The sequence below is a fragment of the Pseudoalteromonas sp. SCQQ13 genome (genome assembly GCF_015864415.1).
In the GTDB taxonomy this organism is placed as follows: Bacteria; Pseudomonadota; Gammaproteobacteria; order Enterobacterales; family Alteromonadaceae; genus Pseudoalteromonas; species Pseudoalteromonas nigrifaciens.
The window spans coordinates 42,243-67,345 of record NZ_JADYXG010000007.1 but is presented as its reverse complement, the minus strand read 5'-3'; the positions used below and the strand labels follow the sequence as shown (position 1 = coordinate 67,345).

Here is a 25,103-nt window from a genome sequence, read left to right as displayed (position 1 = left end):
AACCAATAAGCACCCCCATTGAAAAGCCAGTGCAGCAAAAGCTGCCACTGGCTTTTTTACATGGTAAAGCCATGGTCGATAAACCGTCTGATTTATATATTCCGCCAGATGCGCTGGAAATTATTTTAGAAACGTTTGAAGGCCCGCTCGATTTATTGCTGTATTTAATAAAAAAACACAAGCTTGATGTTCTCGAATTGTCTATTTTTAGTATTACAGAGCAATACATGAGTTATGTTGAAATGATGACTGAGTTTCAACTCGAACTTGCGGGCGAGTATTTAGTGATGGCAGCCTTATTGGCGCAAATAAAATCTCGTTTACTGTTGCCCGTACACAAAGAGCTAGAAGAAGAGGAAGATCCTCGTGCAGAGCTTATTAAACGTTTGCAAGAATACGAGCAATTTAAAAAAGCCGCCGAAAACTTAGACGAAATTCCGCGGGTGGGTCGTGATATTTTTGTAGCCCATGCTGCTATGCCGGTGGCTGAAAATATCACTGAGCAGCTTCCTGAAGTGCAACTTAAAGATTTACTTTTTGCCCTGAGCGATATAATGGCGCGCGCTAAAACACTAGAACATCACTTAATTAGCGCCGAAGTACTTTCTACCCGTGAACGCATGAGCCAAATATTGCAGCAGTTATCACATACTCAATCGGCTTTACCATTTAGTGCACTTTTTACTGTTAATGAAGGGCGAAGCGGTGCAGTGGTTAGCTTTATCGCTATACTTGAGCTGGTAAAAGAAGGGTTAATTACCTGCCTGCAAGTCACATCAGATAGCCTTATTTATGTGAGCCTCAGTAAAAAATCGACTCAATAGTTATTAATAAGCACTCAAAAACAACCTCTTTTAATAACGATTACAATTAACAATAGTTATTAAAAAGCTCCGCATGCAAGTCTTATAATTCTCTACTTATTACCTACTAGTTAATAAAATTGGCTGCGTAAACATACTTCTGTGCGTATATGCACGTAAAGTGTTTGTAAATGTTATTCCTATTTATGCTCTTGCGCGATATTGTAGGTGTAATAACATAAAGGAATAAAGACATGTTTAAAAACTCGCCTGCATCTTACGGGCTTATTGCGATTATTTTACATTGGCTAATGGCATTAACTATCTTTGGTTTATTTGGCCTTGGCTTGTACATGGTAGAACTTACCTACTACGATAGTTGGTATAAAGGCTCATTAGACTTGCATAAAAGCATAGGTTTGACTTTAGCTGCGGTGTTTTTGTTTAGAATTTTATGGCGCTCTTTTTCGACTCAACCTAAGCCACTGGGTACTAACAAAACAATGAACCAAATAGCGCACACTGCCCATATTATTATGTACATTATTTTGGCGGTTATTGTTGTAGCAGGCTATTTAATTTCTACCGCAGATGGGCGAGCTATCGAAGTGTTTACGTTATTCAATGTGCCAGCAATAAACTTTACATTTGACGGACAAGCCGATATTGCTGGGGAAGTGCATTATTACGCAGCCTGCACTTTAATTGGTTTTGCTGTACTGCATGCACTAGGTGCATTAAAACACCATTTTATAGATAAAGATAAAACATTAATTCGAATGATTAAACCAATTAACGCTAAAAATAAATAGCTAATCTGAACTCAGATTAGCTATTAATGTTAACGGGTATTTACCAATAAAAGGATGATTACAATGAAAAAACTACTATTAAGTACCGCGGTATCAGGCGCTATGCTGCTATCGGCAAGTGCTGTAAACGCTGCTGATTATGTGATTGATACACAAGGCGCACACGCGTTTGTAAATTTTAAAATAAAGCATTTAGGCTATAGTTGGTTACATGGTCGCTTTAATACCTTTGACGGTACATTTAGTTATGATGCAAAAACACCAAACGCATCACAGATCACGGTAAACATTGATACCACGAGTTTAGATTCTAACCATGCAGAGCGTGATAAGCACTTACGAGGTAAAGATTTTTTAAATGTTAGTAAATACCCAACGGCAACGTTTAAAAGTACCAGCGTAAAGTTTGATGACGACGATTCTGGTGAAGTGACGGGTGAGTTTACTTTGCATGGCGTTACTAAAACCATTACCTTTGAAATAGATAAAGTAGGCGAAGGTAAAGATCCATGGGGTGGTCATCGTGTAGGTTTTGAAGGCGAAACTAGCCTTAAGTTAGCTGACTATGGCATTGACTACAATTTAGGCCCAGCATCAACTCATGTTGATATTGGTTTATCTATTGAAGGTATTCGTCAGTAATATCTGAAGTAAGCACTTCGATTAAAACGCCACATTATGTGGCGTTTTTTGTTTCTGCTATGCGTGTTTTAAGCTTTATTTTTAAATGCGGAGGTAACCAGCGCATTAATATTTGCGTATAAGCTTGGGTTTGTTTAATTATTTTTAGTTGTTCATTTAACAAAGCAATGTGTTTGGCACCTTGCTGGTTTTTAGTGCAACCTATATAGCCATAACTTAACTCAGGTGACTCTAGAAGGGGTCGCTGTGTTAGGTTTTTATCAAAATTCATAGATTTAGCTAAATAGTAGTGCTCGCTTGGGTAACCTAATAACAAATCAATGCGTTTTAAATTAAGCATATAAGTAAGGCTTGCTAAGCTATCTCGGGTAGGTCTAATAATTAAATTTATATCGGGTGTGGTATTAATAAGTGTGTCTATTTCGTTACCGTAAGAGCGGCTCATAGAAATACCTAAAGTTAACTTATCAGCCGTAATTAAAGAGGCTAACGACACCGCTTTATCAGCAGGTAGCTTAAGTGCTCTACTGAGCTTAATATGCATAGCTACTGCAGGAGAAAGGCCAGTAGTAGAGCTTTCATCAGTAAAGTAAATGCGCTCTTCTCTAAAACTATTTTTATACAGTGACAAAGCACACGTATTGGCTGAGGTATTGGAGAGTTCTTGGATAACTCTGCCCGAAGGAATGAGTATTCTATTAAAAGTAATATTGGGGAGTTGTTTTTCGAGTAAAGAAATAATGCTTTCGTCGCGACCTTGGTGTTTGTTTTCTCCATTTAAAATGTAGTAGGGTGCAAAGTCATGCGTTAACCAGTTAATGGTGTTAGCAATAACTGGTGAGCTGAATAAGCTAAGTATAAAAACAACTAAAAATGCGCGGAGCATTACAAAAATTACCTACTATTATTCTATTAACCTTAAGTGTAGCTAATAAAGTGATAAAAAGTAAAATGCCAGCAACAAGGCTGGCATTTAATTTTGATTATTGCGCTAATAAGTAGGCAAATTATAATCAGTGTAGGTTAGCTGGCTTTTAGCCATTTAACAAATTGACGCGCATCGCTTGCTTTTTGAAACAATGCATTTTTTAAACCTTGTGTATCACTAAAAATTACACGATGTTTGTTTACTGAAATTGACTGCACTGGATGTGCAATTTGGATCATAGACCCGTTATATTTATAAGACATAATAAAACTCACTTTATTCTTGTTATTTATTCTGCGCTATTTTTTATAGCTATATGCAGTTAATAAATTAACGATGTTGTGTTTAGCTTCATTACAGTGTTGACGATCTTTATGACACTTTTGCGATGATAATAAAATCATCTCGGTATTATTTAAGGGGTTCTCGCCGTACAATAACTTAGCTTTTGAATATACGTTTTGCGGGGCTTACTGGATCAGGGTAAATGGTTAACCGCGGTGGTTTATTTAAACCAGAGAGGGAAGGTAACCCAGTTGTATTTTATATGCAAGCTTTTTGTTATATTATTTATGACAGCCACTATCAATAACTTAAAAGGGAAATGATGCAATACCTAGTTATCAGCGATATTTACGGTAAAACACCTTGTTTACAGCAATTAGCTAAGCACTTTAATGCTGAAAACCAAATAGTTGATCCCTATAATGGAGTTCATCAAGCCCTTGAAAATGAAGAGGAATACTATAAGTTATTTATTAAACACTGTGGCCATGACGAATATGCAGCCAAGCTCGAAGAATATTTTAATAAATTAAGCAAACCCACTATTTGTATTGCATTTAGTGCCGGTGCTAGCGCTGCATGGCGGGCACAAGCGAGTACTACAACTACACATCTTAAAAAAGTAATTGCTTTTTATCCTACGCAAATACGTAATTATTTAAATATAGATGCTATTCATCCATGTGAATTCATTTTCCCTGGGTTTGAACCGCACTTTAATGTAGATGAATTAATAACTAATTTATCGGCCAAAAACAATGTGCGCTGTTTAAAAACACTATACCTGCATGGCTTTATGAATCAGCAGTCACAAAATTTTAGTGAATATGGTTACCAATATTTTTATAAAGTTATAAAAACAGCGAATAGCGAAGCGCATTAAAAATGCCCGGCTGCAAATAATAAGTGCGTATAAAAACCACTAAGATTACTTTTACAGTTTTAATTATTATAAGCTGCGCCAATTCAAAAACTCATTTATTAACAGCTATAAAATGGCAAGTTCTGACTATTCATTACTGTAATAGTCGCTATAAAAAGCAACTGCAGACACGCTTAATTTAACATGCTTTAATCGAGGGTAATGTACTTTTGATGGATGTTAGCTTTGCAGTATCAACATATTAATGTGCCCGAACAGGGGCAAAGCATAAAAATAGCAAAAAATGGCCAATGGCAAATTCCGTTGCAACCTATTATTGCTTACATTGATGGTGATGGTGTAGGCCAAGATGTGATGCCTGTAATGCGAAAAGTGGTTGATAGCGCGATAGCGCATTGTTACCAAGCAAAGCGAAAAATTCATTGGATGCAGGTATACAATGGTGAGCAAGCAGCCAAACTATATGATGGTGATTGGTTTCCACAAGAAACAATAAATGCAGTAAGAGAATGTAAAATAGCGATTAAGGGGCCATTAACGACTCCTTTGGGTGGTGGTTTTCGCTCGCTTAACGTTGCACTTAGACAAGAAATGGATTTATTTGTCAATATGCGCACTATAAAAGGCTTTAGTGCATTGCCATCGCCGTTAAAAAATCCTTATTTAACTAATATCACTGTGTTGCGCGATAGCAGTGAGGATGTTTACTCGGGTATAGAGTGGCAAGCTGGTAGTGTTGAAAGCGAAAAAGTACTCGATTTTTTATGCGAAGAAATGGGGGTTACGCGTTTAAGGTTTACCCAAGAATGTGGAATTGGCATTAAAAACATTTCTAAAGAAGGCTCAGAGCGCCTAGTACGTTACGCAATTAATTACGCGCTAAAAAATAACAGCGAATCGCTGACTTTAGTGCACAAAGGCAATGTGCTTAAATTTACTGATGGTGCATTTAAACGCTGGGGCTTTGCACTCGCAAAGCGTGAATACCAAGCCATTGACGATGAAAACGGCCGTTGGTTACATATTCCACGACAAGGGCAGCCACCACTTATAATTAAAGAAGTTATAGCCGATAACATGTTACAGCAGTGTTTAATGCACCCTGAGCAATTTGATGTAGTTGCAACGACTAATCAAAATGGTGACTTTTTAGCAGATATGCTTAGCGCACAAGTAGGTGGAGTAGGCATAATGCCGGCGGCTAATTTAAATAATGAGGTAGCATTTTTTGAACCCACGCACGGTACATTTGCGCGTATTGCTGGGCAAAATAAAGCGAATCCGAGCAGCAGCATTTTAAGTGCGGTATTAATGCTTAAGTTTATGCAGTGGCATGAGGCGGCTAATTTAATAGAAAATGCCTTAGAGCGCACGTTAGCGGCGGGAGAGGTTACGTTTGATTTGCTATCTGAGCCTCATAACTCGATGCCCTTAAGCTGTACAGACTTTGCACTTAGGGTCATCGAGCACTTTTAAACAACACCATTATTAGGCTGCAGATACGTTAACAAGGTTTACGCGATGCGTACATGCACGATTAGTTAACTGCGCAGCACGATGATAAATAGCATGTGCATCTTGGTCGGTATTAAATGTGCCGCTAAGCGTATCCATTAACGCAACTACAATAATGGCCGGAACTTGGCAGCAATGCTCATCCAGAACAGCTTCTGTTGTTTGCGAGTCTACATTGCAATAAGGGTGGTTATTATGCTGATAAGCATTAAGCAATGTTTGCACATCTAAAACATCATCCGCATTATGTTTAGTTTTACGACAAGTACAGCCAAATTCATCTACTAAAGTGGCAAGTACCTGATAAATATCATCGCTTAGCATCGCCGCTTTTGGTGCTAACTGCTGCTCAATAAATTGATGAAAATGGCTATTAATAAACAATCCGTCTTGTTGGGTGAAGCTTGATGAAGTTTGCATAATTATTACTCTTAGTTAGTTGGCTTAACTTCACTCTAGCGCTAACTCTAGTATTAATAAAATTGTTGTTTTCAATAACTGATATTGATTATATCAATACTGTTAAATTACGACGAATTTTAGTGTGTTTAGCAAGGTTACATTAAGCCTAATTAGCTTACAGTAGCCACAGTTGTTAATTTTACAAACTAAATACAGAGGCTTAACCACACTGGTATAAGTATCTATTATTAGTAAGTTAACAGATAACATTTAACAATAACCTTGTTACACAGGCAATGGTTTAACCACTAACTAACAATAAAGAGACTGCTATGAAAATTTTTGCTCCTGCTATTATTATCACCACATTAATGCTTTCGGCTTGTGGTAATGAGCCACAAGACAACAGCCACACCGACGTAAAAAACACGGCACAAACAGCGGTAATAGTGCATAACTATCAGTGTGAAAGTGGTAATACAATGGCGGTAACTTACCCCTCTACAGACACTGCAACAGTTGACTATTTAGGTACAGAATACGAAATGAAGATTGCTGTGTCGGCTAGTGGTGCGCGCTATATGAATGACAAGTACGAGTTTTGGACTAAAGCATCAGGTACTGGCTCTGAAGGCACGCTGTTTAGCCATATGCAAGATGGTAGCACGGGTGATGCAATTGAAACATGTACAGCGCTATAAGCCTTATTAATACGCATTAAAGCCTAAATTTAGGCGAATTTAACGAGTAATTTGCAACATCTACTGTGCAAGTTACTCGTTGTAAATTTTATATACCTTTGCACTAGTATTACTACCTGTCGGCAATTGTTTTTGCAAATTCCAGTAATTCTCTGCGTAACCATTGGTGCGCCGATGCATGATGCAACAATGGGCTCCAGATCATTTTTACCTCAATAGGTACAATTTGAAAAGGTACTGGGCTGATGACCAAGTTAGTATGCGTAGTTAACAGCTTAGCTTGGCGACGTGGTAATGTTGCAATTAACTTATCTGACTGGCACAGTAAACTGGCAATCATATAATGGCGTGTAAAAACGCGTATTTTTCGAGTTTGTTCTAATTGCCACAGTGCTTCGTCTACCCATCCTAACTTTTGCTTACCAGATTTATTAGTAACAGCGGGCTCAGGCCCCCAACCTGCACGGTTTACCCAAATATGTTCGCTTTTTAAGTAATCTTCTAGGCTCGACTGTTGTAAAAATTGATTATTGGGGTGCGTTAAACAACAATAGTTATCGCGCCAAACCGTAGCTTGGTGAAACGAGCGTGGTAGGCCATTAAAGCGGTTAATTGCTAAATCTATGGTGCCTTTTTCCATATCTTGCAGATTTACATCACTTGGGCTGAGTATATCAAAGTTTATTCCTGGGTTTTTACTCAACTGCTCAGTTATAAAAGGGGCGATTAACGTCGACTCTAAATAATCGTTTGCCATAATTCTAAACGTTACTTTGGCACTTGTCGGATCGAATAGCTCAGTGGGCTGAGTAATTTCTTCAGCCATTTTAAGTAATAACTCTATTTCGGGCTTTAGTGCCAGCGCTTTTGCTGTGGGCGCCATAGAGCCTGAAGCCCGCACCAAAAGCGGGTCGTCAAATAAGTCACGCAGCCGCTTTAACGCATTACTCATAGCAGGTTGGGTAAGTGCGAGTTTATTAGCCGCTTTAGAAACACTTTTTTCGTCTATTAGTACGTTTAGGTACACAAGCAAGTTGAGATCGACATTTCTTATATTCATTTAATCAATCTTATTTATTTACTGTATTAATTATCTAAATTAAAGCCTGCTTGCTAAGGTGTAAACAACTAAAAAATAATAGCCGTAATAAGCCTAGTAAATATGCCAGATACAATAACGAATAAACTGCAAAATAGTACAGTGCAAGATGTGATTGCGACTAAGTTAGCGCGCGCCGTTTTTGCTGGGTTTGAAGCTATGTTTGCCACCTTTTTAAATATAACCTTAGGCGCACAAAGCCGCTTTGAACAGCGACAATATCACGAGGTACAAAGTGCTATGCGCGAGCGTTTACAAGTGTATGAGCGCCAAGTTAAAAGTGTAAGTGAAGCGGTAAAGGTTATTGCCTACGCGGAGTTAAGTTGTCCACAGACCTGGCAATTAGCTAAAAATATTTATGGCAACATGGTAAAAAATCATGAAAACGAGCCAATAGCGCATACTTTTTTTAATTCTACCTTTGGTGCTATTTGGGACGATAAAAAAATACGTACTGTGCATTTATTTGTATTAAAAGCTAAATATCGTACTCAACCTCGACCATACGACAGCTTAGTTAAACGTATTTCATTGCAGCATGGCTTTAATAGCGCAATAAAAACGCTGATCACTAATCAGGTTTTTAGAGTGCCATTTAGTAATTTAAACCAAGATGTTGCCACCCTGCAGGCTACTTTAACGCAAGGTGCTAAGCAACAATGTCGACAAGTTTATGAGTTAATAAACTTAAACGACGGCTATATAGAATATGCATATTCACATTTTTATAGAAACAAAGCCTGTTACTTAATAGGCCGATGCATTGCTAAAAATGGCGATAATATGCCCTTTGCTATTGCCATTTTAAATACCCCCAAGGGGCTTAAAATTGATGCGGTAATGATGGGCGCCGACCAACTAAGTTTACTATTTGGATTTGCGCGCACGTATTTTATGGTCGATACCGACCAACCAGCGCGTTATGTAGATTACTTAAGTGTACTTATGCCGCATAAACAGCGCTTTGAGCTATTTAATGCGATTGGCTTTATAAAACATGCCAAAACAGAGTTTTATCGTTATAAAGTAGATACCACTAAAAATAGCCCCGCGAGCTTTAAGTATGTGGCTGCGCCAGGTACACCGGGTATGGTAATGCTAGTGTTTACTATTGCTGGCTCAGACCATGTTTATAAAGTAATTAAAGATAAATTTAGCGCACCAAAAACCGCCACTAAAGCGCAAGTAAAAGAAAAATACAACTTTGTAAAACAAGCCGATAGAGTAGGGCGACTGGTAGATACGCATGAGTTTAGGTATTTAGCGTTTGATTTGAGCCGCTTTAGCGAGCAGTTGCTGCAACAAATGAAAGAGCACATTGGGTCCAGTTTAATTATTTCGGGCAAGGCGCTTATTTTAAAACATGTTTATGTTGAGCGAAAAATGACCCCGCTTAATTTATATATAAATGATTGCGACAGCAAAGCACTTGCACAAGTGATGCTAGATTACGGCAGAGCAATTAAAGACTTAGCCGGTGCTAATATTTTCCCTGGGGATATGCTGATGAAAAACTTTGGTGTTACGCGCTGGGGGCGGGTAGTATTTTATGATTATGACGAAATTTGCCCACTTACCGATTGCAACTTTAGAGAAGTGCCGCAAACGCAAAATGCGCTAGAAGAGCTAAGTTCAGACTCGTATTTTGATATAGAGCCAAATGATATTTTTCCGAGTCAATTTAAAGTGTTTTTTAGTGCTAATGAATTGGCATTTAATGCTTTTAATAGTCATCACAGCGATTTATTTAACGCCCAGTTTTGGCAAACGTGCCAACAACAGGTACAACAAGGCTATTTACCCGACGTGTATCCATATAAACAAAGTTGGCGCTTTAAATAAGGTGTTTTGATCCCCATATATAAATTACATTAATTTAGTTATGCAACGTTTAGTAATAGCGTTTAGTTATATAAAGCTTAGGAGTGGCAATGAAATACATTTCTCATGAAGATGGCATACTTGCATTTAGTGAAACCAATAAACCGGTTTTAAAGAGCCATGAAGTACTGGTAAAAGTAGCCGCCATTGGTGTAAATCGCGCCGATTGTATGCAACGCCAAGGTAAGTATCCGGCGCCAAAAGATGACAGCCAAATATTAGGATTAGAGTGCGCAGGCATCGTTTGCGATATTGGTGGTAAAGTTGATAAAATTTGGCTTAATAAACGCGTTTTTGCTTTATGTGCTGGTGGTGCTTACAGTGAATATGTTGCGGTTGATGCCAAACAGCTAATGGAGTTACCAGATGACGTGTCTATGAGAGAGGGCGCTGCAATAAGTGAAGTATATTTAACAGCATTTGGTGCTTTGTTTGAATTAGGTAAATTACAAGCTGGGCAAACGGCGTTAATTCATGCAGGTGCAAGCGGTGTGGGTGGTGCTGCAATTCAAATGGCTAAAAGCGCAGGGGCAACTGTGGTTATAACCGCAGGTTCAGATGAAAAATGTGCACATGCCAAAGCACTGGGCGCCGATCATGCTATAAACTATAAAACCACTGATTTTGTAGAATATATGAAGGCTAATAACCTAACGGCTAACACAATTGTAGATCCTGTTTCGGGTAGTTATTTAAACAAAAATGCGGCTGTTGCGGCTATGGATTGCCAAATTGTAATGCTGGCATTTTTAGATGGTCGTTTTGCTGAAGTTGATTTTGCCCGTTTACTGCAAAAACGTATCTCGTTTCATGCATCAACACTTAGAAACCGTAGTATAGAGTTTAAACGCGCATTAAGAGATGATTTTGTAGCGCGTTTTTATAGCGATATTGCAAGTAAAAGCTACGATTTTAATTTATATAAAGTGCTACCTTGGAGCCAAGCAAGCGAGGCTCATGCTATTTTAGAGCGCAATGAAAACGCCGGTAAAGTAGTGTTAAGTGTAGAATAAACCAGTAGTGTAATGTATAGGCATTGTTTATGTCTCTGGTAGTCAATATAATTTAGTTATAACACACATAATAAGGTTAATAATGAATCCAATTATCGCCACTTTAAAAGATCATAATGTTAGCGACGAGCAAATAGCCGAGCTATTTGAAGCATTAACGCAAAACCCAATGATGGCAATGGCCATGGTGCAACAACTTGGTATACCACCTGAAAAACTACAGCAACTAATGGCAGTAGTGATGACTCAACCGCACTTAATTAAAGAAGCGACAGACGAGTTAGGTTTAGACTTTTCGAAAGTACAAGCCGCAAAAGATAAGTTAAATCAGTAATCCCTCCGCACTTTTAACCAAGGTATAACCTTATACCTTGGTACTTTAGCCCACCTTAAACATGTTTTGTTACATTAGCAATTGAACTGCTATTGATTTTTAGCGTCTTAGTTTTAGTCGATAAAATGGTGGGAATATTGTATGAAAACACTGATTAAATTTTGGAAAAATAACCGTTCATTAATCATATTTATAGCGTTAATGAGCGTATTTAGAAGTGCAGTTGCCGATTGGTACGAAGTACCTACAGGCTCTATGCGGCCCACCATTGAAGTAGGCGACAGAGTTTTAACAAATAAAATGGCTTACGACTTACGCTTACCCTTTACGCATATACCACTAATGAAGTTAGGCGACCCACAAGCAGGTGATATCATAGTATTTGATTCAAAAAAAGCTGATAACCGCTTAATAAAGCGGGTAATAGGCGTACCTGGCGATACTGTGTCGCTTGAGCATAACGAGCTTATTATTAATGGTAAAAAGCTTAACTATGCTCGTTTGCACAGTAATTTAGGTTCACTTGATAAAATTGAAAACTTAAACGGTCATAAACACTCAATAAGAGTAGCCAATAGAGCGTCGCGATTAGCAGGGTTTGATAAAATCACAATCCCGAATAATTACTATTTAGCCATGGGGGATAACCGCGATAACAGTGCCGATTCTCGCGTAATAGGCTTGATCCCGCGTAGCGAAATGTTAGGTAAAGCAGAGCGAGTAATTGTATCGCTTGATTACGATAACTATTATTTACCGCGAACTGATCGATTATTAAAAGCGCTTGAATAAGCGTGTTTGTATTTTAGCAGCTAAATAAAAGCCCGGGTTATACCATTGAGTTGTATTGCATAAAGTAATAAAACGAATGTAAATTGATGGTAATTATAGTAGCTTGATATTCCTGCTATTTTTTAACACCTGTTCAGCAGAGTCAATAATATGAGCTTAAAGACTAAAAAATCGCCTATATTACTGTTCGATGGCGTATGCAATTTATGCACAGGCTCGGTACGCTTTGTGATTGAACATGATCCATATAAAAAATTTCGCTTTGCGTCATTGCAGTCAACTGTAGCAAAAAACTTACTCAAGCAGCAGGGAAGTGAAGCTACAAGTAAGCTGGGTTCTGTGGTGCTTATTGACGATAGTGGCATTTGGTTTAAGTCAACAGCGGCACTTCGTACTGCTGGGCAGTTATCGGGTTTATGGCCGTTGTTGCAAGTGTTACTCATAATACCTCGGCCATTACGAGATTGGGGTTATGATTTTATTGGTGCTAGACGTTATAAGTGGTTTGGGCGTACAAATGCTTGTTGGTTGCCAGCAGAGGACATAAGTGATCGCTTTTTAGATTAAATTTATAAATAGACTTTTAACTTTAATACGCAAATGCTAAGGGGAATTAATCATGATAGTAAGAATATTTGATAAGCTAACCTTTGCTGTTGCGTTAATTATAGCGTTGCAAGTACCGCAACTTACGGATCATTATCAGCAACATTTAGCAGGCTTGTATCAGGCAACAAAATGGCAAGTTGATGGTTATAAAGCCACCGCCCAAATGCATGCATTTCCCAGTGTTAAAGCAATGATTGATAGACACTTACGCAATAGCGAGCCAAGTGTTAAAACTGATGCACAACAAAAGCTGTTAACCCTTGATTTATTTGCAGATTTAGAAGGTGGAATGACTATATTTAAACAGGGTAACTTTTTTGAAAAACTAATTTATATGTTTACTCCCACCCGTTTCGGTATATTAAAAAATACTATTGATAACTTTAAATTAGGCATACCGCTTACTTTTACCGGTATTGCGTTTGGGCTAGTATTTGGTTTTTTATTAAATCAATTAATTATGCTACCTTTTACAATTTACTCAGTTAAAAAAAGGGCAAGTAAAGTTAACACTATCGAGAAACCAGCCCAATAATAGTATAATCATTTAAATCACCTATATAACTAGGCTCACATATTATGAGAACTGATAGCATTTATGCGATATTTATCGGCAATTTCCCTTTGTTTATTTATGGTTATAAGCATGCTTTTTGGCTGCGCTAGTTATCCTAAGGTTCAAGCCGAACCTAGCTATGCATTTAGCAAAACGCAAAATACTAGCTTAGCTAAAGGCATAGCATTAGAGGCGAGTAAACACCCTGCGAGCTCAGGGTTCTATCTACTTGGTGATGGCCTTGATGCATTTGCAACTAGGCTGTTATTAATAGAAAAAGCCGAAATGTCTATTGATGTGCAGTATTACTTATTTCATAACGATACTACGGCCAAAATATTCACTCATTACTTACTTCGTGCAGCCGATAGAGGCGTGCGGGTACGCATGTTACTAGATGACTTTGGCCACGAAAGCCAAGACGCTTTATTTAGTGCCTTGGTGCAACACCCTAATGTGTCAGTACGGTTATTTAATCCGTTTTCAAATCGCACTTTACCTTATGTTGATTTTTTAACTAATTTTAAACAGATCAATAGGCGCATGCATAACAAGTCGTTTATTGTTGATAATCAGGCGGCTATTATTGGTGGCCGTAATATTGGAGATACTTATTTTTCTGCCAATATTTACACTAACTTTTCTGATTTAGATGTACTTGGCGTGGGGGAATTTGCCCCGCGTGTGGCCACTGCATTTGATTTATATTGGAATCATTCACTCTCGGTAGCGATTAAATATATAGCGCCTGCATCGAGTGCAGCTAAACTAGAACAAGTACGAAAACAACTCGCTAAAATATATACTAGTGAGCAAAGTAAAGCCTATCTACGGCGTTTAGAGTCACTGGATATTATTGATAATTTGCTACGCGGACAGCTAGCACTTTACTGGGCAAACTCTGAATTAGTATACGATCATCCTGATAAAATAATGAATGTGAGTGATGATAATACCGGTTATATGGCCCCAGCATTAAGTAATTTACTTAATGATGCACATAGTGAAGCATTAATTGTTTCACCTTATTTTATTCCCGGTGATGCAGGCGTTGCAAGCTTAAAACGTTGGATTAATACCGGTGCTAATGTGACCATTTTAACTAATTCGCTCTCGGCCAACGACGTACCCGTTGTGCACGCCGGCTATGCAAACTATCGTGAGTCACTTATAGAGGCGGGCGTTAAATTATGGGAGTTACGCGCTACAGTAAAACCTAAGTATAAGTCTAAGTCTAAGCCTAAAATTAAATCTAAAGATAAAACAAAACATAAAAAAATCACCGATTTAGCTGGTTCATCAAAAGCGAGCTTACATGCTAAAACAATGATTTTTGATCGTAATACGCTTTTTGTTGGCTCAATGAACTTAGACCCACGTTCAATTAATTTAAATACCGAAATAGGTGTTGTAATTTACAGTGACAAAATGGCAAGCACAGCAGCAGATATATTTTTAGAAGAGTTACCTCGCCATGCATGGCGATTAGATGTCACTAAAACTGAGAATTGGTGGGGTTTTAATCACGACTTACTGTGGTTAGATGAATCAATTACACCCACTAAAGTGGTAAGTAAAAACTCTGAGCCAGAGGCCAGCACCTGGGTACGTTTTCAGGCTTGGTTATTTGGCTACCTGCCTGTAGAACACTTACTTTAATATGTGTTAAATAAGGCGGTAACCCCAATATTAATACTTAATCAGCACTCAGGGTAAGAGGTTTAACAGTTTGAATAATAATAGTATTTAAGGGTGCTTTTTTACAACAAAAGCGCCTCGTATATCGCCCAAATTAAAACCAGTCGCTTTATCGCTTGGATAAAGCTCAGTTAATTTGTTTTTTACTTCAGGCTTTAATTCACTACCATGGCAGGCTAAGCAAGCCTGCCCAGTAGGAATTGCTTTGACTAAATACCAAGCATCGGCTTTTTGTTCTTGATGTTCAATATTTGCTATAGGTTCGCCATTTTCTTTACGCTGCTCAAAATCGAGCAGTATTGAATTTAACCACTCGTTAGCTTGGTTATTAGGATTGCGCACTTTTAATGATGTACGACTAATTTCCCACTCATTCGCACTGTGTTGTAGTGCAATAGCCGGCGCACTAATATTGCATACTTCAATTGCTGCAACAGGCCCGCTCGCTTTCATGGTACTTACTAAAACATTTTTTAAATCAGTTGAAAATGCTTTAACAGTGCTGCGAGCAAAGTATGCATCGTCGCTATTAGCTAATACGCTTGATGAAACAACCAAGCTGGTAAATAATAAAATAGAGCGCATAATACACCTTTGTACATTAGAGGGTTCTAATGTATAGCTGAGCAATAATTTATTCAAGCTTTTCTATCGCTAATTATCCGGATATCTGGTTAATTTAAGTACTGTATAAATTATAGCTGCAAAGAGCTTAGCTAAATGATGATAAACCCAAAATATAAATTACATAAAAGGTAGCTAATAATGACAACTAAAAATGATGACAGTGCTAAATATGCATTATCGCAGCAAAGTAAACCGCTTGATGATCCGCTAGAAGCAATTAAAAGCATGCGTTTAGAGCAGTTGGCCGTATGTAAGCTAAAAGCAGAAAAAGAGATGCAAACTATGAAAGCAGAATCTACCCCTGACAAAAATAAACAATAACGTAAAACAGCTTACTGGATTTGTTTTATGAATAAACACATTACGCTTTCGTTTTTAGCTTGGTTAGCGGCTCTTTTTGTGGGAGCTGCAGGTATATATGGTTTATGGCCTTCACCACAGAGTAAAGTGCTTTTAGCTATTGAAATAATAACCTTAATTATTTTGTTATTTAATAGCGCCAGTATTACCTGCTGGGTATATAAACACACTAAAAACAAACAACAACGTTATATTGCCTTATTATGCATAGCCTCCTTAGTGCTATGCATTTGTGGAGACGTGGTAAATTTTAATTTAAATAATCAATATTACCGTTATAACGAGGTAATTAAGCACGACTATTTAGCTGACTCTGTATGGTTTTTTGTACCCGGATACAGCTTACTCTTTATTGCTGTGTTGTTGGCGAGCCGTAGTTTAGTTATGTATCCATTATATTATGTGGCTGCTTATTTAGGGGGCACGCTATTAATATCGCTGCTTTGTTTTTATTTTATGCATATTCCAGAGGCAGGTTATTATGTACTGCTATTAACCGGGCTTCACAGTTTTGTTATAACCAGTGTGGGATTAATGAGTTTAGTGCTGCTTAATACATATTGCGGGTTAAACGCACCTTTGGGAGTATGGCTGGTTAGTTTAGGGTTAGTATTAGCGGCAATTGCCGATGCATTAATTGGTTTATATTGGATTTATGGGAATAGCGGTGAAGGGTACTTTCCACAAATTAGGTATATAAATTGGATAATTTATATTAGCTCGCAATGCTTAGTTATTCATTTAGCTAAAATAAATATAACCTACAAGCTGGGTTAATAAAAAAGCCGCTAATAAATTCAGCGGCTTTTTACATTAACAAAAATATTAACGCAAATATAAATTTATAAGCAAAGCTTACATTACACGCATGCCAGGCTCTGAGCCGTCGTCTGGGTTAAGAATGTAAATCTCTTTACCGCCAGGCCCTGCAGCTAATACCATGCCTTCTGACATACCAAAACGCATTTTTCGTGGTTTAAGGTTAGCAACCATAACAGTAAGCTTACCTTCAATATCCTCTGGAGCGTAAGCCGATTTGATACCCGCAAACACTTGGCGCGTTTCGCCGCCTAAATCAAGTGTTAGCTTAAGTAGTTTATCGGCGCCTTCTACGTGCTCAGCTTTAGCAATTTTTGCTACGCGTAAGTCTACTTTTGCAAAGTCGTCAAATTCAATTTCATCACAAATTGGCTCTTTAGCCAGTGGGCTATTAGGGTCAATAGTCACTTTTGATTCTAAGCTTTCTTTTGACTCCTCAACCATTTTATTTACTTTGTCCATTTCTACACGTTGCATTAACGGTTTAAATTTATTGATTGGGTGGCTTACTAATGCATTTTGCACGCCGTCCCATGCAAGGTCGTCATTTAAGAATGCTTCTACGTTATCAGCCATTTCAGGCAGTACAGGCTTTAAGTAGGTAATTAACACGCGGAATAAGTTAAGCCCTAATGAGCAAACTTCGTGCGCTTCTTGTTGTTTAGTTTCGTCTTTAATGAGTACCCAAGGTGCTGCGGCATCTATAAATTGGTTTGCTTTGTCGGCAAGCGCCATTATTTCACGAATTGCACGGCTAAACTCACGGTTTTCGTAATGGGCTGTAATGCTTGGTGCAGCTGCTTGAAATTCTTTAAGCAACTGGGGTTGCATAACGGTTGCGCTTAGCTTGCCATCAAACTTTTTAGTAATAAAGCCTGCACAACGGCTTGCTATATTTACTACTTTACCTACTAGGTCTGAGTTTACGCGTTGCGCAAAGTCTTCTAGGTTTAAATCAAGATCAACAATGCCGCCGCTTAATTTTGCCGCGTAATAGTAACGTAAATATTCTGGGTTTAAATTATCTAAATAAGTACGCGCTTTAATAAACGTGCCTTTCGATTTAGACATTTTTTCGCCATTTACGGTAACAAAACCGTGGGCAAATACGTTAGTTGGCTTTCTAAAGTTAGCGCCTTCTAACATTGCTGGCCAAAATAAACTATGAAAATAAATAATGTCTTTACCAATAAAGTGGTAAAGCTCAGCGTCTGAATCTGCAGCCCAAAAAGCATCAAAGTCGATACCTTTTTTATCACACAGGTTTTTAAAGCTGGCCATATAACCAATAGGCGCATCTAACCAAACGTAGAAGTATTTACCTGGTGCGTTTGGTATTTCAAAACCAAAGTAAGGCGCATCACGGCTAATATCCCACTGTTGCAGGCCATCAGTAAACCATTCATCAAGCTTGTTAGCCATTTCTTGCTGAATAGTACCCGAGTGTAACCACTCTTTTAACATGCCTTCAAATGCTGGCAGATCAAAAAAGTAATGCTCAGAGTCTTTTAAAATAGGCTCAGCACCAGACATAACCGAGCGCGGGTTAATTAAATCTGTAGGACTATATGTTGCACCACATGAGTCGCAGTTGTCGCCATTTTGATTTTCAGACTTACAGGTTGGGCACGTACCGGTTACAAAGCGATCGGGTAAAAATATGCCTTTTTCTGGGTCGAATAACTGCGAAATAGTGTGCCTTTTAATATGCCCTGCATCGTTTAGGCGATTATAAATAAGCTCACTCAGCTCTTTGTTTTCTTGGCTGTGGGTACTGTGATAATTATCAAACTTAATATTAAAGTCGGCAAAGTCGCGTTGACGCTCAATACTTACTTTTTCTACCGCTTCTTCAGGCGTGATCCCTTGCTTTTGCGCGTTAAGCATAATAGGCGTGCCATGGGCATCGTCGGCGCAAACATAATAGGCTTCGTGGCCTTGTAGTTTTTGAAAACGTGACCAAATATCAGTTTGAATATATTCCAATAAATGACCTAAGTGAGTAGGGCCATTTGCATAAGGTAATGCGCTGGTAATCAGGATCTTTCGCTGTGCCATAATCATTCCGAATTGACGGTTCCTATTAAGGAACGGATGAAAATCATTAATTTATTTACAAGCTAAGCGCTAACAACGCAACAGCTTGTGGATTTGTATTAATTGACTGGTGTTAATGCCCTGAATGTTACATAATTCCGAGGCACTTTTCATCAAAGAAACGTTATTTAATTACTATGTTTGGACTGTCGAAACTATTCTCTTCTAAATCGGTGCAAAAACAACCGATCTTTGCTGCTTTAGCCGCGTATCGTAGTGCCGCTTTTGCTGTGGGTATTGATGAAAGCTTCATTAAGAATATCACCCAAAACGACGATAAATCGCTCACTATTACTTTAATTTTGCCATTTGCTGCACAGTCGGAAATGCCAATGGTGGCAGAGCATGTTACTAACGCTCTCAAGGTGGCAGTAATTGTGTCGGCCACGGTAGAGCTTAAAGAGCCTGCAAAATTTAAAACAATTAAACATATTGTGCTTATTGCTTCAGGTAAAGGCGGGGTGGGTAAATCGACTACTGCTGTTAATTTAGCAGGCGCGCTGCACAGCGAAGGCGCAAAAGTTGGTATTTTAGATGCCGACATTTATGGCCCGTCAATCCCTATGCTTTTAGGCTTGGTAGGCGCAGAGCCCATCACTAAAGATAACAAACAGTTACAGCCTTTTGATGCAAACGGTATTAAAGCACAATCAATCGGCTTTTTAGTACCCAGCGATGACGCCACTGTATGGCGCGGGCCTATGGCATCGGGGGCGCTTAGCCAGCTACTAAATGAAACTGATTGGGGCGAGCTTGACTACCTTATTGTTGATATGCCACCAGGTACGGGTGACATTCAACTTACTATGAGCCAAAAAGTACCGGCAAGTGGCACAGTAATTGTTACCACACCCCAAGATTTAGCCTTAGCCGATGCGCAAAAAGGCATCGCCATGTTTAATAAAGTAAACGTGCCAGTGCTGGGCTTAATTGAAAATATGAGCCATTACATTTGCAGCCACTGCGGCGAGGCAAACCACATATTTGGTAAAGATGGCGCACAAAAACTAGCACACAAGCACGGCGTTCCTGTGCTATCACATATTCCGCTTGCAATAGATATTCGAGAATACTCTGAGCAGGGCAAACTTATTGCTTGCGATAACACTGCAGCAATAAGCAAAACTTACAGCGCAGCAGCGCGGCTTATAGCCAGCACGCTTTACTATCAACAGCATCACAACTCGGTAGAGATTGTGATTACGGATGATTAATACACCATGAGACTTTCAGATACACATATTAAAGAATACCTAAACGATGGCCGTATTGTTATTGAGCCTGCACCCACAGATGAGATGATTTCGGGTGTTACTGCCGACTTACGCTTAGGTAATAAATTTAGAACTTTTCATGCACATACAGCAGCATATGTAGATTTAAGTGGCCCTAAAGATCAGCTCAATAAAGCCATGGAGTCAATCATGAGCGACGAAATTGTGCTAGATGAAGGCGAAGCATTTTTTTTACACCCAGGCGAGCTTGCACTGGCTATTACCTATGAAAAAGTAACACTGCCAGCAGACATTGTAGGCTGGCTAGATGGACGTTCATCGCTGGCACGATTAGGTTTAATGGTGCATGTAACCGCGCATCGAATTGATCCCGGTTGGAGTGGTAATATTGTTTTAGAGTTTTATAACTCAGGTAAACTCCCTTTAGCACTAAGACCTATGATGAAAATTGGTGCTATGAGTTTTGAAACACTTACAGGCCCTTGTGCTAATCCTTACAATACGCGTAAAGATGCTAAGTACAAAGATCAAAACAGTGCCGTAGCAAGTCGTATTAGCGATGACAGGTAATGATTAAATAAAGCACTTTACTCATCTAACTTATGAAGCGCATAACCCAGTAATTCAAAATATTGGTTAAGCGCTTTATTTGCAGCGTTAATGTGCTCATCATCTGGGTATATTAAATCACTACTTTTTAGCCCACTGACTAAAAAGCTATTTTTTATATGCGGGTGGCTGGCTATACAGGCTTCAAAGCAACGCGCTGCTAGCTCCTCGGGCATACTCATGTAATTCATATTTTTTGCTTTATCGTATTCAATGCACGTTTGTACAAATCGGTTTGCAGTAATGCCCTGTGCATCTAAAAACACGTTTTTGTAAAAGTCATTAAGCGTATTATTGAGCGGATGCGATAAATTAGGCGTGTTTGATAACCACAGTTTAGACGCAAAACCAAAGCGTGGTTTTGCTGCAAATAAATGCTCACTTATATGATGATCAAAAGCATGAAACCATTCATGGGCGAGCGCACCACCGCCGGCATTTTTTGCAAGTGCAAGCGTTTGGCTAGCTGCATTATAATGCGCTTGTACATGCTTTTGTCCGCCAGCACCAAACGCAAAATTGAGTTTACCGCGCAGGCCAATTGCTTTAGGTGGTAAGTGCAGTATTTGTGCTAAGTCGGCAAGCGCATCATAAATTAAATTTGCACTAATGTAGCGCTCTTCTTTGTTTACCCATTTACCTACCACCATAGATCTAAAACCGAAAGTGTCTCTTATATCGCTAAAATCAACTTGATCGTCAAAACGATAATCGGGACCTTGACGGCTAAAGCCGCGTTTTAATCTATTTTGATAGTTACGCATCGCTAATATCATTTATAAAAACTAATCATAAATTATAAGTAACGTGCTTTTACGTGAGCAGGCATGTGATGGGTTTGTTTTTGTATTAATTCATCAAGTAAATTATAAAGTGGGGCAGGGTTTAACTGTTCAATAAGCTGTAAGCTATGTGCAACGGCCTCAAGCGTTGACAAGCTATCTTCGCGGGGAGCTTTACGTATTGTGTAACGATTTTTAGGTAAATTAGCAAAGCTTACAGTTTGAAACCGTTGCAGTAGCGAGCTTAGCTGTAAAATTTTATAGGCTTTTTTCCATGTACCATCAATAACAATTAAATGCGTAATAGGTAGTAGTGTGTTTAGCGCGTCGTTATTATCTAAATTTATAGCCTGCTCATTAGGGTAAAGTAAAACGGTTGAGCTGGCAGGTAGGTCACGAAGCTGCGCAAAGTCGTTATTACTTTCGCCTTTGATTATTTGGCAATCAGCTAGGCATAAATTTAATAGTTTAGCCGTGTTTTTTGTTACTTTTTCTTCACTAGGGTGCTGTAAAATAATTACTTTTACTTTATTGTTAATAGAGGTTACAGCACTGCAAATACAAGTATTAAGTGCGAACAAACAAAAATTACACAGTGGGCGAGCCATTTAAACTACTTTTGGTGAAGGTACATTATGAGTAATTATACATTTATAAGGTAATTAAGTTGGATTTTTTTACGCTTAGCTATAGAGTGTTATAGATTAAGGTTAATTAAGTATAGATTGTTTTTAAGGGTTAAAATATGACAGAAGTAAGTATTAACGAAGCAGCATTAGAGAGTATGGAATCGTTATTAGGTGAGCAATTTGCAGCTACTCTCGACTTTTGTTGTGTGGAATTTGAGCGCTTAGGCTCAGAAGTGTTGGCCACAATAGGACAAGACAAAGAAGCGTCGGTGCGCCACGCTCATAGTTTAAAGTCGAATGCGGCTCAATTTGGTGCCGATAGCTTGGCCGCGGTAGCGGGTGAAATTGAACAAAGTTTAAATAACGATAACTTAGCTCAAGCCACTGCTGCATCAGCGCAGTTAATGACGCAAGTGGCGCAATCTCAAACGCTATTAAATAACTGGTTGGCATCACGTTAAGCAGATAAGTAAAGGCGTAGGTTTAGGCATTAAACATGAATTTATTTCAGTATTAAGTTACTAAATTGACTAGTGTTTTACGTCTTTACTAAGTTATTCTAAGGGTTATTCGTGCCCTTTAGAGGTAGTAATGTCAGAAATTAAAATGAGTCATAAATTAGACGGTGTCTGTTATGACATTCGCGGCCCTGTTTTAGTCCAAGCTAAAAAAATGGAAGACGAAGGCCAAAAAGTTTTAAAGCTAAACATTGGTAATCCGGCTGCGTTTGGCTTTGATATGCCAGAAGATATGCACCGCGATATTATTCGCAATTTATATTCAGCCCAAGGTTATTGTGATTCTAAAGGGCTTTATTCGGCGCGGGTGGCTATTTATCAGCATTATCAACAACGCGGTTTATATAATTTAGATGTAGATAACATTTATATTGGCAATGGCGTTAGCGAACTGATTCAAATGGTTACGCAGGCATTGTTAAATAATGACGATGAAGTGCTGATCCCCGCTCCCGATTACCCTCTGTGGACCGCTGCAGTTAAGCTCTCTGGTGGCAATCCGGTGCATTATTTATGTGATGAAGAGCAAGATTGGTTTCCGGATATTGCTGATATAAAAAGTAAAATCACCTCTAAAACCAAAGCATTAGTATTGATCAATCCAAATAACCCGACAGGGGCTGTGTATAGCGATGATTTACTGCAGCAGTTAATTGACATAGCGCGTGAGCACAAGTTACTACTGTTAAGTGATGAAATTTACGAAAAGATTTTATACGACGGCATTACGCATAGCTCAATTGGTGCACTGTGCGACGATGTGCCTATTATTACCTTTAACGGTTTAGCAAAAACGTACCGTGCTGCTGGCCTAAGAATGGGCTGGATGGTGTTAAGTGGGCGTACGTCGGTTATGAGTGACTTACGCAAAGGCCTAGAAATTTTATCATCTATGCGTTTGTGCGCTAACGTGCCTGCTCAATATGCCATTCAACAAGCATTGGGCGGAGTACAATCAATCGACAACCTAATTAATCCAGGCGGGCGTTTGTATGTACAGCGTGATATAGCGTGGCGCGGGCTAAATGCAATAGAGGGTATTAGCTGCGTAAAACCAAAAGGTGCCTTATATGCTTTTGCTAAAGTAGATACCGCGCGCTTTAATATTAAAAGCGATGAGCAAATGATGTTTGATTTACTCAAAGCTGAAAAAATATTACTGGTGCATGGGCGTGCATTTAACTGGCCTGAGCCTGATCATTTTAGATTGGTGTTTTTACCCAACAAAGATGATTTAACGGATGCGATGACTAAAATGCAGCGCTTTTTTAAAGATTACCGACAAGCCTAACTTTTAAAAAACACAAAAAACGAGCCAATTTAGGCTCGTTTTTACTTATGCTAAAGTTAATATAATTGCTATTAATAGGCTTTATCAACACGTACGCTGTTATCGTTTAAATACACCAGCCTTACACTATCGCCTTTGCTAAAGCGCATTGATTGGTCTTGATTTTGAACCACCATAAATTGATCGCCATTTTCAACTTGTATTAATAACTCTACTAAACGAGTTTGTTGGTAATGGCTTTTTTGCTGTTGATTATGCGCTACATTGCCGCCTATCACTGAGCCCAAAATAGTAGCAACAGTACGCCCGCTGCCACCGCCAAACTGATTACCAACAACGCCGCCAAGCAAAGCGCCGCCAAATGTTTTCCAACCACTACTTTGATCTTGTACTAGCTCTTGCTCAGTAATATTACGCACTGATTGCACATCGCCAAATAGCACTTGTTGTACTGCTACTGCTTTATTGCGCTCGTAATTAGCCAATGCAGGTGCGCTAATCGTAAGTAATGTACACATTAATACAGTAATCGCTTTCATAATTAACTCCTATTGACTACCAGCCAAAGGTTGATTTTTCTTTCGTTTTACGAATTTCTGTTTCGTCAGCCCATTCAACTAAGCCACTTTCCATATCCATTAAACGCATGGTAAATTTATAGTATACGTCTGATTTGTCAGCATTGGATTTAACTATGCTTGATAAGTTGCCATACAGCATATACTGCGCACCAATTTGTTTACCAAATGCCACAGCAGTCGTGGGGTTAACTAATGCATCTTCGTTTTGAAATTTAAGCTGCTCACGTATAGCTTCAACTCGGGTCATATCAACAAATCTAAATTTTCCGCTACGCAGTAACTGAGTTGAAATAGAGTCGGTGATTGATTCGGTATCAATGTGCTCGCTGGTTTTGTTTTTAATTCTTTCAACAAATACCACAGGGCGTTTATTGGCGGTCATGGTGCCAACAACCGGAGAGCTTAATAGTGAATCGGTCATTTGGCTGGCTACTTTTTGTAAATCGGTAGAGCCAAAGTTAATGTCAGTGGTTTCTACGGCTTGTGCGTCGCCATAACTAACTACCGCTTTATTTGCACAACCACTTAATACTAATGCACTTAAACCAATAAGCGCGTAAGTTGAAGCTGTTTTGAATCTTTTACGTATGATCATTGTTATT

The 25,103-nt window shown here is 38.7% G+C and carries 29 protein-coding genes; 19 read left to right on the top strand and 10 right to left on the bottom strand.

All coding sequences use genetic code 11. The features are described from left to right. Positions 1–71 precede the first annotated feature (71 nt). The 3 genes from I6F41_RS07470 (at position 72) to I6F41_RS07460 (ending at position 2,257) form a co-directional block, all read left to right on the top strand. Complete coding sequence (locus tag I6F41_RS07470; RefSeq protein WP_089368950.1) at positions 72–824, top strand: segregation and condensation protein A; 753 nt, start codon at positions 72–74, stop codon at positions 822–824. A 233-nt stretch (positions 825–1,057) separates the two neighbouring features. Next, entirely contained in the window at positions 1,058–1,615 is a 558-nt protein-coding gene (locus tag I6F41_RS07465; RefSeq protein WP_197108046.1) for a cytochrome b, read from the top strand. 63 nt (positions 1,616–1,678) lie between these two features. Next, the gene (locus tag I6F41_RS07460) at positions 1,679–2,257 is read left to right on the top strand and encodes a YceI family protein (protein WP_011327980.1); all 579 of its coding nucleotides are present in this window, start codon (positions 1,679–1,681) and stop codon (positions 2,255–2,257) included. A 34-nt stretch (positions 2,258–2,291) separates the two neighbouring features. Here the strand turns inward: I6F41_RS07460 and I6F41_RS07455 are convergent, their stop codons facing one another. Further along, complete coding sequence (locus I6F41_RS07455) at positions 2,292–3,143, bottom strand: transporter substrate-binding domain-containing protein (RefSeq protein WP_011327981.1); 852 nt, start codon at positions 3,141–3,143, stop codon at positions 2,292–2,294. Positions 3,144–3,280: 137 nt separating this feature from the next. Beyond that, entirely contained in the window at positions 3,281–3,448 is a 168-nt protein-coding gene (locus I6F41_RS07450; protein ID WP_007375427.1) for a hypothetical protein, read from the bottom strand. A 341-nt stretch (positions 3,449–3,789) separates the two neighbouring features. Here I6F41_RS07450 and I6F41_RS07445 point away from each other — a divergent pair, with 341 nt between their 5' ends. Together I6F41_RS07445 and icd are read left to right on the top strand one after the other, a co-directional pair. Then, positions 3,790–4,353 (top strand): hypothetical protein, encoded by a 564-nt coding sequence (locus tag I6F41_RS07445; RefSeq protein ID WP_231613459.1) that lies wholly within the window; start codon positions 3,790–3,792, stop codon positions 4,351–4,353. A 225-nt stretch (positions 4,354–4,578) separates the two neighbouring features. Beyond that, positions 4,579–5,829: an NADP-dependent isocitrate dehydrogenase gene (gene icd, locus I6F41_RS07440; RefSeq protein WP_041454683.1), complete on the top strand. Its 1,251-nt coding sequence runs from the start codon at positions 4,579–4,581 to the stop codon at positions 5,827–5,829. A gap of 12 nt (positions 5,830–5,841) precedes the next feature. Here the strand turns inward: icd and I6F41_RS07435 are convergent, their stop codons facing one another. Then, positions 5,842–6,288 carry a hypothetical protein gene (locus tag I6F41_RS07435; RefSeq protein WP_197108044.1) on the bottom strand — a complete coding sequence of 149 codons (447 nt, stop codon included), beginning with the start codon at positions 6,286–6,288 and terminating at the stop codon, positions 5,842–5,844. A 314-nt stretch (positions 6,289–6,602) separates the two neighbouring features. On the opposite strand from I6F41_RS07435, the gene I6F41_RS07430 reads away from it, so the two are divergent. Next, on the top strand, positions 6,603–6,971 hold the full coding sequence (locus I6F41_RS07430; RefSeq protein ID WP_011327986.1) for an MliC family protein: 369 nt from the start codon (positions 6,603–6,605) through the stop codon (positions 6,969–6,971). 112 nt (positions 6,972–7,083) lie between these two features. Here I6F41_RS07430 and I6F41_RS07425 read toward each other — a convergent pair whose 3' ends face one another. Beyond that, a complete protein-coding gene (locus I6F41_RS07425; protein ID WP_011327987.1) occupies positions 7,084–8,031 on the bottom strand; it encodes a LysR family transcriptional regulator in 948 nt (315 codons plus the stop codon). A gap of 102 nt (positions 8,032–8,133) precedes the next feature. Between I6F41_RS07425 and aceK the strand changes: the two genes are divergently transcribed. The 7 genes from aceK (at position 8,134) to I6F41_RS07390 (ending at position 14,914) form a co-directional block, all read left to right on the top strand. Beyond that, positions 8,134–9,912, top strand: coding sequence for a bifunctional isocitrate dehydrogenase kinase/phosphatase (aceK, locus tag I6F41_RS07420; protein WP_011327988.1), 1,779 nt, complete (start codon positions 8,134–8,136; stop codon positions 9,910–9,912). A gap of 89 nt (positions 9,913–10,001) precedes the next feature. Then, on the top strand, positions 10,002–10,964 hold the full coding sequence (locus I6F41_RS07415) for a zinc-binding dehydrogenase (RefSeq protein WP_086995580.1): 963 nt from the start codon (positions 10,002–10,004) through the stop codon (positions 10,962–10,964). Positions 10,965–11,046: 82 nt separating this feature from the next. Further along, on the top strand, positions 11,047–11,298 hold the full coding sequence (locus I6F41_RS07410; protein ID WP_011327990.1) for a DUF2999 domain-containing protein: 252 nt from the start codon (positions 11,047–11,049) through the stop codon (positions 11,296–11,298). 141 nt (positions 11,299–11,439) lie between these two features. After that, positions 11,440–12,090: a signal peptidase I gene (lepB, locus tag I6F41_RS07405; protein WP_089368176.1), complete on the top strand. Its 651-nt coding sequence runs from the start codon at positions 11,440–11,442 to the stop codon at positions 12,088–12,090. A gap of 150 nt (positions 12,091–12,240) precedes the next feature. Next, complete coding sequence (locus tag I6F41_RS07400; RefSeq protein WP_089368177.1) at positions 12,241–12,657, top strand: thiol-disulfide oxidoreductase DCC family protein; 417 nt, start codon at positions 12,241–12,243, stop codon at positions 12,655–12,657. A gap of 52 nt (positions 12,658–12,709) precedes the next feature. Beyond that, complete coding sequence (locus tag I6F41_RS07395; protein WP_011327993.1) at positions 12,710–13,234, top strand: DUF2937 family protein; 525 nt, start codon at positions 12,710–12,712, stop codon at positions 13,232–13,234. 111 nt (positions 13,235–13,345) lie between these two features. Continuing rightward, positions 13,346–14,914 (top strand): phospholipase D family protein, encoded by a 1,569-nt coding sequence (locus I6F41_RS07390; protein ID WP_197108042.1) that lies wholly within the window; start codon positions 13,346–13,348, stop codon positions 14,912–14,914. Positions 14,915–15,001: 87 nt separating this feature from the next. Here I6F41_RS07390 and I6F41_RS07385 read toward each other — a convergent pair whose 3' ends face one another. Then, a complete protein-coding gene (locus I6F41_RS07385) occupies positions 15,002–15,538 on the bottom strand; it encodes a Tll0287-like domain-containing protein (RefSeq protein WP_197108040.1) in 537 nt (178 codons plus the stop codon). A 180-nt stretch (positions 15,539–15,718) separates the two neighbouring features. Here I6F41_RS07385 and I6F41_RS07380 point away from each other — a divergent pair, with 180 nt between their 5' ends. Both I6F41_RS07380 and I6F41_RS07375 read left to right on the top strand, forming a co-directional pair. Continuing rightward, positions 15,719–15,901 carry a hypothetical protein gene (locus I6F41_RS07380; RefSeq protein WP_011327996.1) on the top strand — a complete coding sequence of 61 codons (183 nt, stop codon included), beginning with the start codon at positions 15,719–15,721 and terminating at the stop codon, positions 15,899–15,901. Between the two features lie 27 nt (positions 15,902–15,928). Further along, on the top strand, positions 15,929–16,717 hold the full coding sequence (locus I6F41_RS07375) for a hypothetical protein (protein WP_011327997.1): 789 nt from the start codon (positions 15,929–15,931) through the stop codon (positions 16,715–16,717). Positions 16,718–16,795: 78 nt separating this feature from the next. Here the strand turns inward: I6F41_RS07375 and metG are convergent, their stop codons facing one another. Next, positions 16,796–18,817 carry a methionine--tRNA ligase gene (gene metG, locus I6F41_RS07370; protein ID WP_011327998.1) on the bottom strand — a complete coding sequence of 674 codons (2,022 nt, stop codon included), beginning with the start codon at positions 18,815–18,817 and terminating at the stop codon, positions 16,796–16,798. A gap of 176 nt (positions 18,818–18,993) precedes the next feature. Here metG and apbC point away from each other — a divergent pair, with 176 nt between their 5' ends. Both apbC and dcd read left to right on the top strand, forming a co-directional pair. Beyond that, positions 18,994–20,070, top strand: coding sequence for an iron-sulfur cluster carrier protein ApbC (gene apbC / locus I6F41_RS07365; protein WP_197108039.1), 1,077 nt, complete (start codon positions 18,994–18,996; stop codon positions 20,068–20,070). A 6-nt stretch (positions 20,071–20,076) separates the two neighbouring features. Beyond that, positions 20,077–20,661 carry a dCTP deaminase gene (dcd, locus tag I6F41_RS07360; RefSeq protein WP_011328000.1) on the top strand — a complete coding sequence of 195 codons (585 nt, stop codon included), beginning with the start codon at positions 20,077–20,079 and terminating at the stop codon, positions 20,659–20,661. 17 nt (positions 20,662–20,678) lie between these two features. Here the strand turns inward: dcd and I6F41_RS07355 are convergent, their stop codons facing one another. Then, a complete protein-coding gene (locus tag I6F41_RS07355; RefSeq protein WP_182683275.1) occupies positions 20,679–21,464 on the bottom strand; it encodes a CLCA_X family protein in 786 nt (261 codons plus the stop codon). Positions 21,465–21,496: 32 nt separating this feature from the next. Further along, positions 21,497–22,090, bottom strand: coding sequence for a tRNA-uridine aminocarboxypropyltransferase (locus I6F41_RS07350; RefSeq protein WP_197108037.1), 594 nt, complete (start codon positions 22,088–22,090; stop codon positions 21,497–21,499). Between the two features lie 137 nt (positions 22,091–22,227). Here I6F41_RS07350 and I6F41_RS07345 point away from each other — a divergent pair, with 137 nt between their 5' ends. Both I6F41_RS07345 and I6F41_RS07340 read left to right on the top strand, forming a co-directional pair. Then, positions 22,228–22,572, top strand: coding sequence for an Hpt domain-containing protein (locus I6F41_RS07345; protein ID WP_011328003.1), 345 nt, complete (start codon positions 22,228–22,230; stop codon positions 22,570–22,572). A gap of 130 nt (positions 22,573–22,702) precedes the next feature. Continuing rightward, the gene (locus tag I6F41_RS07340) at positions 22,703–23,920 is read left to right on the top strand and encodes a pyridoxal phosphate-dependent aminotransferase (protein ID WP_011328004.1); all 1,218 of its coding nucleotides are present in this window, start codon (positions 22,703–22,705) and stop codon (positions 23,918–23,920) included. Between the two features lie 71 nt (positions 23,921–23,991). Here the strand turns inward: I6F41_RS07340 and I6F41_RS07335 are convergent, their stop codons facing one another. Both I6F41_RS07335 and lpoB read right to left on the bottom strand, forming a co-directional pair. Continuing rightward, complete coding sequence (locus I6F41_RS07335) at positions 23,992–24,459, bottom strand: glycine zipper 2TM domain-containing protein (protein WP_011328005.1); 468 nt, start codon at positions 24,457–24,459, stop codon at positions 23,992–23,994. A gap of 16 nt (positions 24,460–24,475) precedes the next feature. Beyond that, complete coding sequence (gene lpoB, locus I6F41_RS07330; RefSeq protein WP_192531688.1) at positions 24,476–25,096, bottom strand: penicillin-binding protein activator LpoB; 621 nt, start codon at positions 25,094–25,096, stop codon at positions 24,476–24,478. Positions 25,097–25,103: the final 7 nt, after the last annotated feature.

Coding starts and splice junctions, on each gene's coding strand:
- I6F41_RS07340 (WP_011328004.1), top strand. CDS start 22,703: ATGTCAGAAATTAAAATGAGTCATAAATTAGACGGTGTCTGTTATGAC.
- I6F41_RS07425 (WP_011327987.1), bottom strand. CDS start 8,031: ATGAATATAAGAAATGTCGATCTCAACTTGCTTGTGTACCTAAACGTA.
- I6F41_RS07460 (WP_011327980.1), top strand. CDS start 1,679: ATGAAAAAACTACTATTAAGTACCGCGGTATCAGGCGCTATGCTGCTA.
- metG (WP_011327998.1), bottom strand. CDS start 18,817: ATGGCACAGCGAAAGATCCTGATTACCAGCGCATTACCTTATGCAAAT.
- apbC (WP_197108039.1), top strand. CDS start 18,994: ATGTTTGGACTGTCGAAACTATTCTCTTCTAAATCGGTGCAAAAACAA.
- I6F41_RS07445 (WP_231613459.1), top strand. CDS start 3,790: ATGATGCAATACCTAGTTATCAGCGATATTTACGGTAAAACACCTTGT.
- lpoB (WP_192531688.1), bottom strand. CDS start 25,096: ATGATCATACGTAAAAGATTCAAAACAGCTTCAACTTACGCGCTTATT.
- I6F41_RS07435 (WP_197108044.1), bottom strand. CDS start 6,288: ATGCAAACTTCATCAAGCTTCACCCAACAAGACGGATTGTTTATTAAT.
- I6F41_RS07375 (WP_011327997.1), top strand. CDS start 15,929: ATGAATAAACACATTACGCTTTCGTTTTTAGCTTGGTTAGCGGCTCTT.
- I6F41_RS07430 (WP_011327986.1), top strand. CDS start 6,603: ATGAAAATTTTTGCTCCTGCTATTATTATCACCACATTAATGCTTTCG.
- I6F41_RS07350 (WP_197108037.1), bottom strand. CDS start 22,090: ATGGCTCGCCCACTGTGTAATTTTTGTTTGTTCGCACTTAATACTTGT.
- I6F41_RS07455 (WP_011327981.1), bottom strand. CDS start 3,143: ATGCTCCGCGCATTTTTAGTTGTTTTTATACTTAGCTTATTCAGCTCA.
- I6F41_RS07335 (WP_011328005.1), bottom strand. CDS start 24,459: ATGAAAGCGATTACTGTATTAATGTGTACATTACTTACGATTAGCGCA.
- I6F41_RS07355 (WP_182683275.1), bottom strand. CDS start 21,464: ATGCGTAACTATCAAAATAGATTAAAACGCGGCTTTAGCCGTCAAGGT.
- I6F41_RS07465 (WP_197108046.1), top strand. CDS start 1,058: ATGTTTAAAAACTCGCCTGCATCTTACGGGCTTATTGCGATTATTTTA.
- I6F41_RS07385 (WP_197108040.1), bottom strand. CDS start 15,538: ATGCGCTCTATTTTATTATTTACCAGCTTGGTTGTTTCATCAAGCGTA.
- I6F41_RS07395 (WP_011327993.1), top strand. CDS start 12,710: ATGATAGTAAGAATATTTGATAAGCTAACCTTTGCTGTTGCGTTAATT.
- I6F41_RS07450 (WP_007375427.1), bottom strand. CDS start 3,448: ATGTCTTATAAATATAACGGGTCTATGATCCAAATTGCACATCCAGTG.
- lepB (WP_089368176.1), top strand. CDS start 11,440: ATGAAAACACTGATTAAATTTTGGAAAAATAACCGTTCATTAATCATA.
- I6F41_RS07380 (WP_011327996.1), top strand. CDS start 15,719: ATGACAACTAAAAATGATGACAGTGCTAAATATGCATTATCGCAGCAA.
- aceK (WP_011327988.1), top strand. CDS start 8,134: ATGCCAGATACAATAACGAATAAACTGCAAAATAGTACAGTGCAAGAT.
- I6F41_RS07470 (WP_089368950.1), top strand. CDS start 72: ATGGTCGATAAACCGTCTGATTTATATATTCCGCCAGATGCGCTGGAA.
- I6F41_RS07415 (WP_086995580.1), top strand. CDS start 10,002: ATGAAATACATTTCTCATGAAGATGGCATACTTGCATTTAGTGAAACC.
- I6F41_RS07400 (WP_089368177.1), top strand. CDS start 12,241: ATGAGCTTAAAGACTAAAAAATCGCCTATATTACTGTTCGATGGCGTA.
- I6F41_RS07345 (WP_011328003.1), top strand. CDS start 22,228: ATGACAGAAGTAAGTATTAACGAAGCAGCATTAGAGAGTATGGAATCG.
- I6F41_RS07390 (WP_197108042.1), top strand. CDS start 13,346: ATGCTTTTTGGCTGCGCTAGTTATCCTAAGGTTCAAGCCGAACCTAGC.
- I6F41_RS07410 (WP_011327990.1), top strand. CDS start 11,047: ATGAATCCAATTATCGCCACTTTAAAAGATCATAATGTTAGCGACGAG.
- dcd (WP_011328000.1), top strand. CDS start 20,077: ATGAGACTTTCAGATACACATATTAAAGAATACCTAAACGATGGCCGT.